At 59.3% G+C, this 14,688-nt stretch carries 15 protein-coding genes; 6 read left to right on the plus strand and 9 right to left on the minus strand.

What is annotated here, in order from left to right; translation table 11 throughout:
* The first annotated feature begins 27 nt into the window (after positions 1–27).
* Positions 28–1,611 carry an APC family permease gene (locus ACR0FC_RS05560; protein WP_170338808.1) on the plus strand — a complete coding sequence of 528 codons (1,584 nt, stop codon included), beginning with the start codon at positions 28–30 and terminating at the stop codon, positions 1,609–1,611.
* 47 nt (positions 1,612–1,658) lie between these two features.
* On the opposite strand, the gene lon is transcribed toward ACR0FC_RS05560, so the two are convergent.
* From lon to ACR0FC_RS05575, 3 genes are all read right to left on the minus strand, one after another.
* Positions 1,659–4,067, minus strand: coding sequence for an endopeptidase La (lon, locus tag ACR0FC_RS05565; protein ID WP_170338810.1), 2,409 nt, complete (start codon positions 4,065–4,067; stop codon positions 1,659–1,661).
* Positions 4,068–4,281: 214 nt separating this feature from the next.
* Entirely contained in the window at positions 4,282–5,412 is a 1,131-nt protein-coding gene (gene tgt / locus ACR0FC_RS05570; protein WP_170338812.1) for a tRNA guanosine(34) transglycosylase Tgt, read from the minus strand.
* A gap of 63 nt (positions 5,413–5,475) precedes the next feature.
* Positions 5,476–6,387, minus strand: a complete 912-nt coding sequence (locus tag ACR0FC_RS05575) for a nucleoside hydrolase (RefSeq protein ID WP_170338814.1) — start codon at positions 6,385–6,387, stop codon at positions 5,476–5,478.
* Between the two features lie 175 nt (positions 6,388–6,562).
* On the opposite strand from ACR0FC_RS05575, the gene ACR0FC_RS05580 reads away from it, so the two are divergent.
* From ACR0FC_RS05580 to ACR0FC_RS05590, 3 genes are all read left to right on the plus strand, one after another.
* Positions 6,563–7,453 (plus strand): SPFH domain-containing protein, encoded by an 891-nt coding sequence (locus tag ACR0FC_RS05580; RefSeq protein ID WP_170338815.1) that lies wholly within the window; start codon positions 6,563–6,565, stop codon positions 7,451–7,453.
* On the plus strand, positions 7,453–7,731 hold the full coding sequence (locus tag ACR0FC_RS05585; RefSeq protein WP_093962948.1) for an NfeD family protein: 279 nt from the start codon (positions 7,453–7,455) through the stop codon (positions 7,729–7,731). The genes ACR0FC_RS05580 and ACR0FC_RS05585 overlap by 1 nt, the downstream gene beginning before the upstream one ends.
* A 95-nt stretch (positions 7,732–7,826) precedes the next feature.
* Entirely contained in the window at positions 7,827–8,189 is a 363-nt protein-coding gene (locus ACR0FC_RS05590; RefSeq protein ID WP_093961939.1) for an SUF system Fe-S cluster assembly protein, read from the plus strand.
* 263 nt (positions 8,190–8,452) lie between these two features.
* Here ACR0FC_RS05590 and ACR0FC_RS05595 read toward each other — a convergent pair whose 3' ends face one another.
* A complete protein-coding gene (locus tag ACR0FC_RS05595) occupies positions 8,453–8,788 on the minus strand; it encodes a hypothetical protein (protein WP_480656800.1) in 336 nt (111 codons plus the stop codon).
* 168 nt (positions 8,789–8,956) lie between these two features.
* On the opposite strand from ACR0FC_RS05595, the gene ACR0FC_RS05600 reads away from it, so the two are divergent.
* Both ACR0FC_RS05600 and tpiA read left to right on the plus strand, forming a co-directional pair.
* Positions 8,957–9,322: a HesB/IscA family protein gene (locus ACR0FC_RS05600; protein ID WP_170338817.1), complete on the plus strand. Its 366-nt coding sequence runs from the start codon at positions 8,957–8,959 to the stop codon at positions 9,320–9,322.
* A 180-nt stretch (positions 9,323–9,502) separates the two neighbouring features.
* The gene (gene tpiA, locus ACR0FC_RS05605) at positions 9,503–10,252 is read left to right on the plus strand and encodes a triose-phosphate isomerase (protein ID WP_170338818.1); all 750 of its coding nucleotides are present in this window, start codon (positions 9,503–9,505) and stop codon (positions 10,250–10,252) included.
* Positions 10,253–10,267: 15 nt separating this feature from the next.
* Here the strand turns inward: tpiA and ACR0FC_RS05610 are convergent, their stop codons facing one another.
* The 5 genes from ACR0FC_RS05610 to ACR0FC_RS05630 form a co-directional block, all read right to left on the minus strand.
* The gene (locus ACR0FC_RS05610; RefSeq protein ID WP_170338821.1) at positions 10,268–10,714 is read right to left on the minus strand and encodes a nucleoside deaminase; all 447 of its coding nucleotides are present in this window, start codon (positions 10,712–10,714) and stop codon (positions 10,268–10,270) included.
* A 79-nt stretch (positions 10,715–10,793) separates the two neighbouring features.
* Complete coding sequence (locus ACR0FC_RS05615) at positions 10,794–11,105, minus strand: DMT family transporter (RefSeq protein ID WP_170338823.1); 312 nt, start codon at positions 11,103–11,105, stop codon at positions 10,794–10,796.
* Between the two features lie 192 nt (positions 11,106–11,297).
* Positions 11,298–12,674 (minus strand): TRAP transporter large permease, encoded by a 1,377-nt coding sequence (locus ACR0FC_RS05620; RefSeq protein ID WP_170338824.1) that lies wholly within the window; start codon positions 12,672–12,674, stop codon positions 11,298–11,300.
* Positions 12,674–13,351 (minus strand): TRAP transporter small permease, encoded by a 678-nt coding sequence (locus ACR0FC_RS05625; protein ID WP_170338826.1) that lies wholly within the window; start codon positions 13,349–13,351, stop codon positions 12,674–12,676. Before ACR0FC_RS05625 ends, ACR0FC_RS05620 begins: the two co-directional genes overlap by 1 nt.
* A gap of 108 nt (positions 13,352–13,459) precedes the next feature.
* Positions 13,460–14,461, minus strand: coding sequence for a DctP family TRAP transporter solute-binding subunit (locus ACR0FC_RS05630; protein WP_170338828.1), 1,002 nt, complete (start codon positions 14,459–14,461; stop codon positions 13,460–13,462).
* Positions 14,462–14,688 lie beyond the last annotated feature (227 nt).

The raw sequence follows: 14,688 nt of genomic DNA on the forward strand, positions 1-14,688 counted from the left end.
GCACCGGCATGGCAATCAGGGACATGCATGGCCGAACTAAAGCGCGACATCGGCCTGGTGGGTCTGACATTCATATCTGTCGGAGGAATCATTGGCTCAGGCTGGCTGTTCGGGCCGCTTCTGGCCGTTCAGCACGCAGGCCCCGCGGCCGTTTTGTCCTGGGTCATCGGGGCCGTCGCAATGTTCATTCTGGCCATCACATTCGCCGAAATCTCTGCCATGTTGCCGATCCCCGGAGGGATCGCTCGGGTTCCGCAGTTTTCACACGGCAATATCGTCGCCATGACGATGGGTTGGACTGCCTGGATCGGGTACAACACGACCGCTCCGATCGAGGTCGAGGCGATGCTGTCCTACCTCGCACCCTATGCACGCTGGCTGCATGCGCCATCTGGTGACCTGACCGCGCCCGGACAGGCTGTGGCCTTGGCATTCATGGTGTTCTTCGTCCTGATCAACATGCTTGGCGTAAAGTTCTTTGCGCGGGTCAACACAATGATAACAAGCGCAAAAGTGGCCATTCCAATCCTGCTATCCGTGGCGCTGATCCTTTCACGCTTCAATGCCGAGAACTTCACGCAGCCCGAGGGGTTCGCACCGTATGGGCTCAAGGGAATAATGGCCGCCGTTTCGACCGGTGGTGTAATCTTCTCGTTCATCGGGTTCAGGCATGTGGTCGACATGGCAGGCGAGGTGCGAAACCCGAAATTCGACATTCCGGCGGCGCTTGTATTGTCGATCATCATGTGTGCGGCGATCTATCTGGGCCTGCAGATCGCTTTCATCGGCTCGCTCGACCCTCAGATGCTGGTGCAGGGCTGGGCCAAGCTCAGTTTTGCCGGAGAGGGCCCTTTGGACGGGGTCATAATGTCCGTCGGGATATTATGGTTCATCAGCATCCTCAACGTCGGCTCGGTGATCGGACCGTTCGGAAACGCCCTCGTGGCCACCGGTTCGAACGCTCGTATTGCGATGGCCCTGTCGCAGAACGGGTTTCTGCCTGCGCGCATCCAACACCTGTCGGCATTTGGCGTGCCCATCTGGGCGCTGGTGCTCAACTTCGTGATTGGCACTCTTTTCCTTTTGACCATTCCCTTTGAGACAGTGATCGCCCTGAACGGGGCAGCGATCGTCCTGTCCTTCGCCGTGGGCCCCATCGCCGTTGTATGCCTGCGCAGCCTACTGCCAGACAGGCCCCGCTCGATCCGCGTTCCAGCGGTTGGTTTTGTCGGAATGCTGGCCTTTGCGATTGCAACTCTGATCGTCTACTGGAGCGGCTGGGATACGGTCTGGCGCCTGGGCATCACCCTTCTGATCGGACTGCTCCTGCTTTTGGTGCGGTTTCGGGGACGCCTGGAACAGATGGATCTCAAACAGGCCTTGTGGCTCGCGCCCTATCTGGCCGGACTTGGGTTGATCTCGTTTCTTGGTCAATTCGGAGACGGCGCGCTGCACCTGATCCCGTTCGGGTGGGACATCTTGTTGTGCACCCTGCTGTCATCGACCATTTTCTGGATCGCAGTCCGGTCCGCCCTGCCCCCTGAGAAATTCCAGCGCTACATAGCCGAGGAAGAAGTTCTGGACCCATCAAAACCTGTAATCGGGCTTTGAATCAGAAAGGGCGGGGATTATTCCCCGCCCTTCTCGTTGTTTTCAGATCAGTGCGCCGTGGCTGAAGGTCCGCTGTTATCCGAAGCCTTGGCCGCTGCGGCTGCGGCTTCTTCGGCGGCCTCATCCCATTCGATCGGCTCAGGTTTGCGCACCAAGGCGCGCTCAAGAACTTCGGACACGTGCTTGACCGGGATGATCTCCAGCCCTTCCTTCACGTTTTCGGGGATGTCGGCCAAATCCTTCTCGTTCTCTTCCGGAATAAGCACCGTCTTGATGCCACCCCGCAGAGCCGCGAGCAGTTTCTCCTTCAACCCGCCGATCGGCATGGCGTTGCCACGCAGCGAAACTTCGCCCGTCATGGCGATGTCCTTGCGGACCGGGATACCGGTCAGAACCGACACGATCGAAGTCACCATCGCCAGGCCGGCGCTGGGTCCATCCTTGGGCGTCGCGCCGTCAGGCACGTGCACGTGGATGTCGATCTTGTCGAACTGCGGCGGTTTGACCCCGATCTGAGGCGAAATCGACCGCACATAAGACGAAGCCGCGTCGATGGATTCCTTCATCACATCGCCCAGCTTGCCTGTGGTCTTCATCCGACCCTTGCCTGGCAGCTTCAACGCCTCGATATGCAGCAGGTCGCCACCGACCGAGGTCCAGGCCAGACCGGTCACAACGCCGACCTGATCATCCTGTTCAGCCAAACCGTAACGGAACTTGGGCACACCCAGGAATTCGTGCAGGTTCTCAGCCGTCACGACAACCCGGTCGGTCTCGTTCTTGATGATCCGGGTCAACGATTTACGCGCCACCTTGGCAATCTCGCGCTCAAGATTCCGCACACCGGCCTCGCGGGTATAGGTGCGGATGATCGCGGTCAGCGCCTCATCGGTCAGTTCGAACTCTTTGGCTTTCAGCCCGTGGTTCTTCACCTGCTTGGAGATCAGATGCTGCTTTGCGATCTCGCGCTTTTCGTCCTCGGTGTAGCCGGCCAGCGGAATGATCTCCATCCGGTCCAGAAGCGGCCCAGGCATGTTGTAGCTGTTGGACGTGGTCAGGAACATCACGTTGGACAGGTCGTATTCGACCTCAAGATAGTGGTCCATGAACGTGCTGTTCTGTTCCGGGTCCAGCACCTCGAGCATGGCCGAAGCCGGATCACCACGGAAATCCTGCCCCATCTTGTCGATTTCATCGAGCAAGATCAGCGGGTTCGTGGTTTTCGCCTTTTTCAGCGCTTGGATGATCTTGCCGGGCATCGAGCCGATATAGGTCCGGCGGTGACCGCGGATCTCGGATTCATCGCGCACCCCACCCAACGAGATGCGGATGAACTCGCGCCCCGTGGCCTTGGCGACCGACTTCCCAAGCGAGGTCTTGCCCACGCCCGGAGGGCCGACAAGGCACATGATCGGGCCTTTCAACTTCTTCGAGCGCTGCTGAACCGCCAGATACTCGACGATCCGTTCCTTGACCTTTTCGAGGCCATAGTGATCGGCATCGAGGATCTGCTGCGCCCGGCCAAGGTCTTTCTTGACCCGAGACTTGGTGCCCCAAGGCAGCGACAGGATCCAATCCAGATAGTTGCGCACCACTGTCGCTTCGGCCGACATCGGCGACATGTTCTTGAGCTTTTTCAGCTCGCCTTCCGCCTTTTCGCGGGCTTCTTTCGAAAGCTTGGTCTCGGCGATCTTGGCTTCCAGCTCGGCGATCTCGTTCGCGCCGTCCTCACCATCGCCCAGCTCCTTCTGAATGGCCTTCATCTGCTCATTCAGATAGTATTCGCGCTGGGTCTTCTCCATCTGCGACTTGACGCGGGTCTTGATCTTCTTCTCGACCTGAAGAACCGACATCTCGCCCTGCATCAGGCCATAGACCTTTTCCAGACGCTCGCTGATGCTGAGCGTTTCCAGCAGGTCCTGCTTCTGTTCGACCTCGATGCCAAGGTGACCCGAAACCAAATCGGCCAGTTTCGCCGGATCGGTTGTCTCGCTGACTGCAGTCAGGGCTTCTTCCGGGATGTTCTTGCGAACCTTGGCGTACCGCTCGAACTCATCGGCGACAGTGCGCAAAAGCGCCTGCGTCGTCGTAACGTCGCCGGGGATCTCGGTCAGGTATTCGGCGCGGGCCTCAAAGAACTCTTCATTCTCAATGAACTCCGAAATCTTGACGCGTGCCTGCCCTTCGACCAGCACTTTGACCGTGCCATCGGGCAGCTTGAGCAGCTGCAGGACATTTGCCAGAACGCCGCTGCGGTAGATACCGTCCTGGGTCGGGTCGTCGACGGAAGGGTCAACTTGACTGGACAGCAGAATTTGCTTGTCATCCTGCATCACCTCTTCCAGCGCGCGCACCGACTTTTCACGCCCCACGAACAGCGGGACGATCATGTGCGGAAACACGACAATGTCGCGCAGCGGCAGAACGGGGTATGAGGAATTAAGAGGCTCTTGCATGCTCTATCCTTATCATTGGCAAGATGGCACTGACCCCTGTTTCAGGCAGCCGTCGGCCATCTCCTTTCTCGGACGATAAAGGTGGGGCGCGGACCGCCCCATTTCAACCTCGTCGCCTTACCTGTACAAATCAGAATGGCCCGAGGTTTCCCCGACTGCAAGGCATCGCGGCAACATATCCACTGATTTTGACTTGGGTCGCCCAACACGCCCGTTAGAGCGGCTCGATATCACCCAGCGCCCGCTGCGCATGGAACTCGGCCTGCCAGACCTCGAATGCACCGGCGGCGATGGCGTCCCGCATACCCTGCATGATCTCTTGGAAATAATGCAGATTGTGCCAGGTCAGCAGCATGCCCGAAATCATTTCGTTGGCCCGGAATACATGGTGCAGGTAGGCGCGCGAGTAATTCGAGCAGGCTGGGCACGTGCACTGTTCGTCCAGCGGACGCGGATCGTCGGCGTGGCGGGCGTTCTTGATGTTCACGACCCCGCGGCGGGTGAACACCTGCCCCGTCCGTCCCGAGCGCGACGGCAGCACGCAATCCATCATGTCGATCCCGCGCGCCACGGCGCCCACGATGTCGTCGGGCTTGCCCACGCCCATCAGATAGCGCGGCTTATCGGTCGGCAGGAAATCAGGCGCATAGTCCAAACAGTCGAACATGGCCTCCTGCCCCTCGCCCACCGCGAGGCCACCAACGGCATATCCCTCGAACCCGATGGCCTTCAGCGCCTCGGCGCTTTCCTCGCGCAGGTCGCGCTCCAACCCGCCCTGCATGATCCCGAACAGCGCATGGCCGGGCCGATCGCCAAAGGCCTCGCGGGACCGTTCGGCCCACCGCATCGACAGGCGCATCGACTCGGCGATCCGATCGCGATCGGCGGGCAAGGCGGGGCATTCGTCGAAACACATCACGATGTCCGACCCCAGCAGGCGCTGGATCTCCATCGACCGCTCGGGTGTCAGCTCGTGCTTCGATCCGTCGATATGCGATTTGAAGGTCACGCCCTTCTCGGTCAGCTTGCGCAGACCCGCCAGCGACATCACCTGGAACCCGCCCGAGTCGGTCAGGATCGGGCGCTCCCAGTTCATGAACTTGTGCAGACCGCCCAAGCGGTCGATCCGTTCGGCCGTGGGCCGCAGCATCAGGTGATAGGTGTTGCCCAGCAGGATGTCGGCACCGGTGGCGCGCACGCTTTCGGGCATCATCGCCTTGACCGTCGCGGCCGTGCCAACGGGCATGAAGGCCGGCGTCCGCACTTCGCCCCGCGGCGTGTGGATTAAGCCGGTGCGGGCCTTGCCGTCGGTGGCCTTCAATTCGAATGAGAAACGCTGGGTCATGTCATCGCCTCGGGTCGCTGAACCGGGCAGGCTTTGCCCGATCTGCCCGGCCAATGCAACCCGTCAGGGCAAGCTGGCAACCCTTTGCGTGAACAGGTCCACCACCTGCTGACCGACGACGTCACAGCACACCTGCAGCGGTGGGCGAGACGGGTCCGGCCGGGTTGCCCCAACCTCGGGCCCTTCGGTTACCACTTTCAAACCTGTTTCTTGAATTTCGAACATCGCACGGTGCGAACAGGCGATGACTGCGGTCGAGTCATGCAGACCGCAGCCATCCAATCCGGCAACATCGCGGTAGAAATTCAGATAGAACTGAGAGATATCGTTCAGAAATCCACCGATTTCAGGCGCGCGTCGCGCCAGTTCCCCGAAATCAGCCGCGCGATAGAGCGTTTTCAAGGTCACATCCAGGCCGACCAGAACCGTCGGAGCGGGCTGAGCGAACACCTCGTCTGCGGCTTTCGCATCGTGATAGATATTCGCCTCGGCGTGATCGGTGATGTTGCCGGAACAGAAGACTGCACCGCCCATAATGACCAACTGGCCGATGTTCTGAGCGAAATCCGGATCCAGACGCATCGCATTGGCAATGTTGGTCAGCGGCCCAACCGCGCACACCGTTAGGTCCTTCTTGTAGCGCCGGGCCATCTCGACCAGAAACTCGGCTGCACTCAGGTCGTGGTTCGCGCCGATCTCGGGCACATCGATTACATCGCCAAAACCCTCATCCCCATGCACGTGCCGAGAGGGCGTGTGTGCATCTGCTTCCCATGGAAACGCTGCGCCCTCCGCTACAGGTATGTCCAGCCCAAGCTTGTGAGCCAGAAACCGCGCGTTCCGGCTGGACTGCTGGACATGCGTATTGCCAAAGACCGTAGTCAGGCCAATAAGGTCAATTTCCGGAGCGGCGGCGGCGTAGGCGATCGCCATGGCATCGTCGATGCCGGGGTCTGTGTCTATAATCAGTTTCATTTCGCCCCGATAGCGCAATCAACGGCGGATGCAAAGCAGCCACAACCCGAAATCTCCGTGCTTTGTCCCAATTACCTTGCATGGATATCCTGTTCGGTTCATTTCATAGCTGAGTTGAAATTCAGCCCTTCAATCCCCAAGTGTATACCATTGTACACAAAAAATGAGGACAGAAATGACCGAAGACCAGATCATCGGACTGCTATCATCGAACATCATCTACCTGCTTGGGGCGGCCTTGGTCGTCGTCATCATCCTCAAGGGTATCAAGATCGTTCCACAATCCGAGAAATATGTGGTCGAACGGTTTGGACGCCTGCACTCTGTGCTGGGCCCCGGGATCAACTTTATCGTTCCTTTTCTGGACGTTGCCCGCCACAAGATATCCATCTTGGAACGTCAGCTGCCCAATGCGACGCAGGACGCAATCACCAAGGATAACGTCTTGGTGCAGATCGATACATCGGTCTTCTACCGTATCCTCGAGCCGGAAAAGACCGTTTACCGCATTCGCGACGTCGACGGCGCCATCGCAACGACCGTTGCTGGTATCGTGCGGGCCGAAATCGGCAAAATGGACCTGGACGAGGTTCAGTCAAATCGCGCGCAACTGATTGAACGCATTCAAGAAAGCGTCGAAACCGCGGTTGACGACTGGGGGATCGAGGTAACCCGCGCCGAAATTCTGGACGTGAACCTGGACCAGGCGACCCGCGACGCCATGCTTCAGCAGTTGAATGCCGAACGCGCCCGTCGCGCTCAGGTAACCGAAGCCGAGGGCCAGAAACGCGCGGTCGAACTGCAGGCCGACGCCGAGCTGTATGCGGCGGAACAAGCCGCCAAGGCACGTCGCGTGCAGGCGGACGCGGAAGCCTATGCAACCGGCGTCGTCGCAAAGGCCATCCAGGACAACGGGATCGAAGCCGCCCAGTATCAGGTCGCGCTGAAGCAAGTTGAGGCATTGAATGCGATGGGCAAAAGCGGAGGCAGCCAGACGATCGTCGTGCCCGCAAATGCGCTCGAAGCGTTTGGCGACGCCTTCAAAATGCTCAAAGGAGGCAAATGATGGCGGATCCGTTCTGGCTGACGTGGTGGGTATGGCTGGCAGCCGCACTGGCGCTGGGCATTCTGGAAGTGGCTTTGCCAGGTTTCATCTTCCTTGGCTTCGCTATCGGGGCGGCTATCACCGGCATCCTTCTGGTCATCCCCGGCTTGGCACCGAACCTGCCTGTCCTGCTTTTGATCTTCGCCACCTTGTCGTTGATCGCATGGCTCGTTCTGCGGCGCATGTTCGCGCTGCCACATGGGCAAGTCAGGACGTTTGACCACGACATCAACGACTGACCGGTGCGGCGCCCTGTAGCGGGGCGCCCTCCCCCCTCTGGACGCTGCCTTCAGCTTTCCCTATATAATTGCTCAGGTAACAACCCGAGGCATTCATGACCCACCCCAGCGAACAGCTTGAAGGCACGCCCCTGATTGCGCCTTCGACCGTTGAGCACCCTCTGTACGAATCCGTGGTCGAGGCCTGCAGGACTGTCTATGACCCTGAAATTCCGGTCAATATCTATGACCTTGGACTGATCTACACGATCGACATCAGCAGCGACAACGCCGTCAAGATCATCATGACCCTGACCGCTCCGGGTTGCCCGGTGGCCGGTGACATGCCCGGCTGGATCGTCGAGGCCATCGAGCCCGTTGCCGGGGTCAAGGAGGTGGATGTCGAACTGACCTGGGAACCACCCTGGGGCATGGAGATGATGTCCGACGAAGCCCGGCTGGAACTTGGCTTCATGTAAGGGCCTGCCGCGCTGAGCGCGTGGGAATTGTCACAAACCTGAAACCCAGTTGTCACGGATCGGTCGTCGAACCGTTACGTTGCTGCGAAACAAGTACAACGCGGGCTTCGCAGTCGGACCCGTCACAGGAACTCGGCAACTCAAATATCGCCCCAGGAGTCAATGGCGACCACGTTTGAGCGTCTACCGCCCCCCTGCCGAGGCTCTGCAATACTGGGCCGTTCTTGCCCGAGAGCGGCCCTATTTTACTCTCTGAGGTACACTCAGTTCACGTTGCACTGTGCTTTGATCTCGGCGGCGCGGTCGTCCAGTTTCTTGACATAGTCACCCGACAGCATCTGCAACCGCTTCTGTTCCGTTCCAGAGATCAATCCAAGCAACGCCCCGGCCGGCGTGATCGCGACCACACTTTCCGCCTGCTGATCCTCGGCATGTTTCTTTTCCGCCGCAATTGCGCGCAGGTCACCTTCGGCGGTCGAGCAATTCACCGGGTGCCGCTTGTGATCGCCCGCTGCATGAACGGCACTACCGGCCACCAGAAGAGCCAGAAACGCAACCTGCCGGCAAAAGCCAATCTTATTTGAAATCCGCAACATCATCGAAACCCACCTTGTTCTGCTGTCAATTCGATCTCATCGGCAAACCCTGCCCTCTGCCCGTACGGTACGGTCAAAACCGGCGATGAGCAAACTTGTGGCTCTGCGCTCTCTTGAGCCCGGGCCCTCGGGGCCTTAGATTAGGTATAACGCGCGAAAATGGAGACGACGATGTTCGGCATTCCCGGCAAACAGGCCGTGACGATGACGCCCAAAGCTGCAGAGCAGATCCTCCGCCTGATGACGTCGGGCGGCCATGCCGGTCTGCGGATTGGCGTCAAGAAAGGTGGCTGCGCCGGTATGGAATATACCATGGAGTATGTCGATCAGCCGGATCCGCATGACGAAGTGGTCGAACAGGATGGGGCGCGGGTCATGATCGCTCCGATGGCTCAGATGTTTCTGTTCGGAACCGAGATCGACTACGAGGTTTCGCTGCTGGAATCCGGGTTCAAGTTCAAGAATCCCAATGTCGTCGATGCCTGTGGCTGCGGCGAGTCGATCAAGTTCGACGAAAACCTGGCCGAACAGCGCTGAGTCACCTAAAGCCTGCAACGTTTGTGGGCAGGTGAACTGCCGCCGGGGCCGTCTGGTTGAGTCCACCCAGATCGATCCGTCGCGCGACTCGCCAGCGCGCGGCCACCCAAGCGCAATTGTCAGACCTTGATCCGGGTGCTAACTGGATAGAAACGCACGAAAGATCACGGAGACCCCGCTATGCGACGCAGACTGGCAGCCGGAAACTGGAAAATGAACGGAACCGGGGCTGCTCTTTCCGAGTTGGACACGCTGACTGCGACGCACCCTTCTCCGACAGTCGATATTCTGATCTGCCCTCCGGCAACTTTGATCCACCGGGCCGCACAAGCCGTGCAAGGCTCGGGCGTCGCCATCGGCGGACAGGATTGCCACGCCGAAGTTTCGGGCGCCCATACGGGTGATCTGAGCGCCGAGATGCTGAAAGACGCCGGCGCGACCAGCGTAATCGTCGGGCATTCGGAACGGCGAGAAGACCACGGCGAGAAAGACGACGATATCCGCGCCAAGGCCCGGGCAGCCATGAACGCGGGCCTGACCGCAATCATCTGCGTCGGCGAAAGCCTTGAACAGCGCGAAGCGGCCAATACGCTCGATATCATTGGCGGACAGTTGTCCGGATCGATCCCGGATCTTGCTACCGGAGAGAACCTCGTCGTGGCTTATGAACCGATCTGGGCCATCGGCACCGGCAAGGTTCCCACCTTGGAAGAAATCGGAGAAGTCCACGATTTCATTCGCGCCAGACTTGAACGGCGATTTGGCGAAGGTGTCGGCCGGTCGGTTCGTTTGCTCTATGGCGGTTCGGTCAAGCCGGACAACGCGGCGGAGATTTTCGGAGTGTCAAACGTGGACGGCGCGCTGGTCGGCGGTGCAAGCCTGAAGGCACGCGATTTCTCGGGCATCATTTCAGCGCTGGAACAGGCCTGACCGGTCCACGCACACTCAGTCCGCGATGTCCTCGGCCCAAAGCTCAGGCTGGTCGGTCACGAACCTGCGCATCAGGGCGATGCAGTCGGGGTCTTCGGCCAAAACAACCTCGACCCCGCGATCGCGCAGGAAATCTTCGTTGCCGCCGAAGTTTTCCGTGTCACCGATGACCACGCGTGGGATGCCGAACTGAACGATCGTTCCGGCGCACATCATGCACGGAGACAGGGTGGTATACAGAACGGTATCTCGGTACGTCTTCTGCCGCCCGGCCTTGCGCAGCGCATCCATCTCGCCATGGGCGATCGGATCCCCCTTCTGAACCCGTTGGTTTCGGCCCTGCGAGATGATCATGCCGTTCCGAGCCAGTACAGATCCGATCGGGCAACCGCCCTCATCGAAACCGGCTTTGGCTTCTTGGTAGGCAACGCGCATCAGGCGCTTGTCATCATCGGTCAGCATGTTTCGGCACTCGTTGGTTGCGGTGATCAGGGTGGTTCCAGCCTGCCCACCGCGGGTGCCTGCGTCAACAACGGGCCGGTCACGCAAGTTTCATTGCGACCATGCCGGACACGATCAGCGTCGCCGCGATGACACGCAGCGGGGTCAGTGCCTCGCCCAGAAACATCACACCAACCAGGAACGCACCGACCGCGCCGATACCCGTCCACAGCACGTAGGCGGTTCCCAGTGGCAAGGAGCGCATGGCAAGGGCCAGCAAACCGAACGAACCGAGCATCGCGCCCCCCATGACAACGGTTGGCCAAAGCCGCGTGAATCCAGCAGACTGCTTCATGGCAACTGCCCAGACGATTTCCAGCAAACCGGCAAAAAGAAGAAAGATCCAGGACATCAGGGACACCTCTATGAACTTCGGGTCGTCCCGAATGATCACCCATGGTGGGGAGGTCGTCCTCGGTCACTATGTGGTAAGAACCGGTGGTGAGTTCAAGCCCGGCCATTCAGCGAGGCGGCCCTTCAGATGCCGGCCGGCCGCGCAAAAGTGATCCGAACCGGCTGCCCGGTTCGGATCGATTGCAATGGTCTAGTTCGTAATGATCTCGGGGCCCATGAAGGTATTTGGCAACACCGTCGACAGCCACGGGATGTACGTGATCATGATCAGGAAGACGAACAGAACGGCCAGGAACGGCAGTGCTGCGCGCACGACGGCCATCATCGGCATTCCCGCGACGCCCGACGTAACGAACAGGTTCAGACCGACCGGAGGCGTGATCATCCCGATTTCCATGTTCACCACCATGATGATGCCCAGATGGATCGGGTCGATGCCCAGTTCGATGGCAATCGGAAACACCAGCGGCGCCACGATGACCAGCAGGCCCGAGGGCTCCATGAACTGACCGCCGATCAGAAGGATTACGTTGACCACGATCAGGAAAGTGATCGGCCCCAGACCCGCCGACAGCATTGCGCCGGCAATGTGTTGCGGCACCTGCTCATCGGTCAGAACATGCTTGAGGATCAGCGCGTTGGCGATGACGAAAAGCAGGGTGACCGTCAGCTTGCCGGCCTCAAACAGCGTATGTTTGGTGTCGGGGTGGAAAAAGGCCGTGATCAGCGCCAGCGGCTTTTTCACAAGCGAGAGGTTTTGCTCACCATCCTGGGTGCTGAGTGGCCCCATGTCCTTGTAGACGAAGCTGGCAATGAAGAAGGCGTAAACAGCCGCGACCGCCGCTGCTTCGGTCGGTGTGAAGATACCGCCATAGATGCCGCCAAGGATGATGACGATCAGGAACAGACCCCAACCGGCCTCGCGTGCCGACGCAAATATCTCGCCCCAGCCTTTCCAATCACCTTTCGGCAGGTTCTTGACCTTGGCCATCACATAGATTGTGACCATCAGCATGAACCCGGCCATGAGTCCCGGAATGACACCGGCAAGGAACATCCTGCCGACCGAGACTTCGACCGCGGCCGCGTAGACAACCATAACGATCGACGGCGGGATCAGGATACCCAGCGTACCGGCGTTACAGATGACGCCAGCTGCGAATTCCTTGGAATAGCCGACCTGACGCATACCGGCGATCACGATCGAACCGATCGCAACAACGGTGGCCGGGGACGATCCTGACAGCGCGGCGAACAGCATACATGCGAACACGCCCGCGATTGCCAGACCGCCAGGCAGGTGACCAACGCAGGCGATCGAGAACCGAATGATCCGGCGTGCCACCCCTCCGGTCGTCATGAAGGACGATGCAAGGATGAAGAACGGGATGGCCAGCAGGGTAAAGTGGCCCTCGAACGCCTCGAACAGGGTCCCGGCAACCGAAGCCAGTGAGCTGTCCGAGTAGATCAGAAGAAACAGGGTTGAGCTCAGCCCTAGGGCGACCGCGATCGGAACGCCGATCAGCAGCAGGCCCACGACCATGGCAAAAAGTAGTACTACATCCATCAGTCGTGTTCTCCCTGAAGGGCCCGGACTTCTTCGATCTCGTCCTCAACCTCGTGGCTTGCGACAATACGGTCGGCCTCACCGCGCAGGATCTGCAACCCGGCCTGGGCAAAGCGGATCACCAGCAGCAGCATCGACAGCGGCAGGACGAAATACGGCACGACCTTGGGCAGCTTCTCGTAGTACTCGCCATAGTTGATGAGGTCTTCGAGGAACCGTAGCGGCGCGACCATGGGGATGTCGTCCACCTCGTAGAAGCTCTGACTACGAGCGTCGAAATCAAAGCCCGTGGGGAACCAGCGTCCAGAGGTCGGAGGCAGGTCGGCAAAAACCGCCCAGTAGTCGTAGGACCCCTTCAGCAGCAGCAGCGAGAATACGAGGCAGCACCCCACCGCGATCAGTGCCAATACCCTGCGCGGTGCCGGAGGCAGCATATTCAGGATGGCATCCACACCCAGATGCGCGTGTTTCTTGACGGCGTAGGACGCCCCCAGCAATACCAGCCATCCGAAAGTGAATACGGTCAGCTCTAGCGCCCAAAGGATGTTGGAGTTGAAGACGAAACGCGCGATCACGTTGGCAAAGGTCACGGCCGTCATCAGGCCAAGAAGCAACGCGATCAGGGTTTCTTCGATTCGGTCGACCAGCCCACCGGGGCCGGTTTTCGCACCAGACATCTTTCTGTCCCCATTTTTGTTGATTTATCGAGGTGGCGGGCGCGATTGGGCCCACCTGGTATGTGCTCCGGCGGGCTTGCGACCGTCGGAGCACACCTGCGTGTCGGATCAGAACCCGGCGTTGATCGCCTGAGCGGCGTCGATCTTGTCCTGACCGACGTCACCGGAGAACTTGTCCCAAACCGGCTTCATCGCGTCGACCCAGGCCTGACGCTGCTCGGGTGTCAGCTCGCGGATCGTTCCGCCCGCGTCGATGATGGCCTGCTTGGCCTTTTCGTTGACCGCAAACGCCTCTTTGTTGCGCTCTTCGGTCACCTCGGCCAGGATCGTCAAGAACTGCTCGCGCACTTCCGGATCCAGGCTGTCCAGCCAGTCGACCGAAGTCACGACCAGATAGTCGATGATGCCGTGGTTGGTTTCGGTGATGCCATCCTGAACTTCGAAGAACTTCTTGCCGTAGATGTTCGACCAGGTGTTCTCCTGACCGTCCACAACGCCCTGCTGCAGAGCACCATAGACTTCCGAGAAGGCCATTTTCTGCGGGCTGCCGCCGATGGCTTCCATCTGCGCAACCAGCACGTCCGAAGACTGAACGCGGAATTTCAGTCCGTTGGCGTCCGAAGGATCGATCAGCGGCTTGTTGGCCGACATCTGCTTCATGCCGTTGTGCCAGAACGCCAGACCCTGCAGGCCGCGGCGCTGCATGCTATCCTTCATTGCCTGGCCATCCGCCGAGGCCTGGAACGCATCAACCGCGTCGATGTTCTTGAACATGAACGGCAGGTCGAACAGACGGAACTGCTTGGTGAACTTCTCGAACTTCGACAGCGACGGGGCGGCCAGTTGCACGTCGCCCTGCAGCATCGCCTCGAGAACCTTGTCGTCGTTGTACAAGGTCGAGTTCGGATAGACCTCCATGCACATGACGCCGTTCATCTCGTCATTCACGCGCTGCTCGAGCAGCGATGCGGCGATGCCCTTGGGGTGCTTGTCGGTGTTCGTCACATGCGCGAACTTGACGACGATCTCGCCATCGTCGCAGGCAGCGAAGCCCGCTGTTGCGGTAACGGAAAGCGCAAGCGCGGTGGCGGCTGTTGCCAGGAATTTCATCTGTCTTTTCCTCCCAGACTTCCAAAGAAACTTCCTTTGACATCCATGCGGATGCCGGATGCGCAAGAGTGAAACGAATCGACGGTCACCGTTCAACAATTCGAAAACGACTGGCGGAAGACAGATTTTCTAATTACTTTTCATTGGCTTAAATAGAACATCCGCAATGAGTATTTTGTTATCGCAGACATTTGTGCGGGAAACCGCACACCCAAATGCGCGAGTGT

The sequence above is a fragment of the Ruegeria sp. BB9 genome (assembly GCF_056539345.1).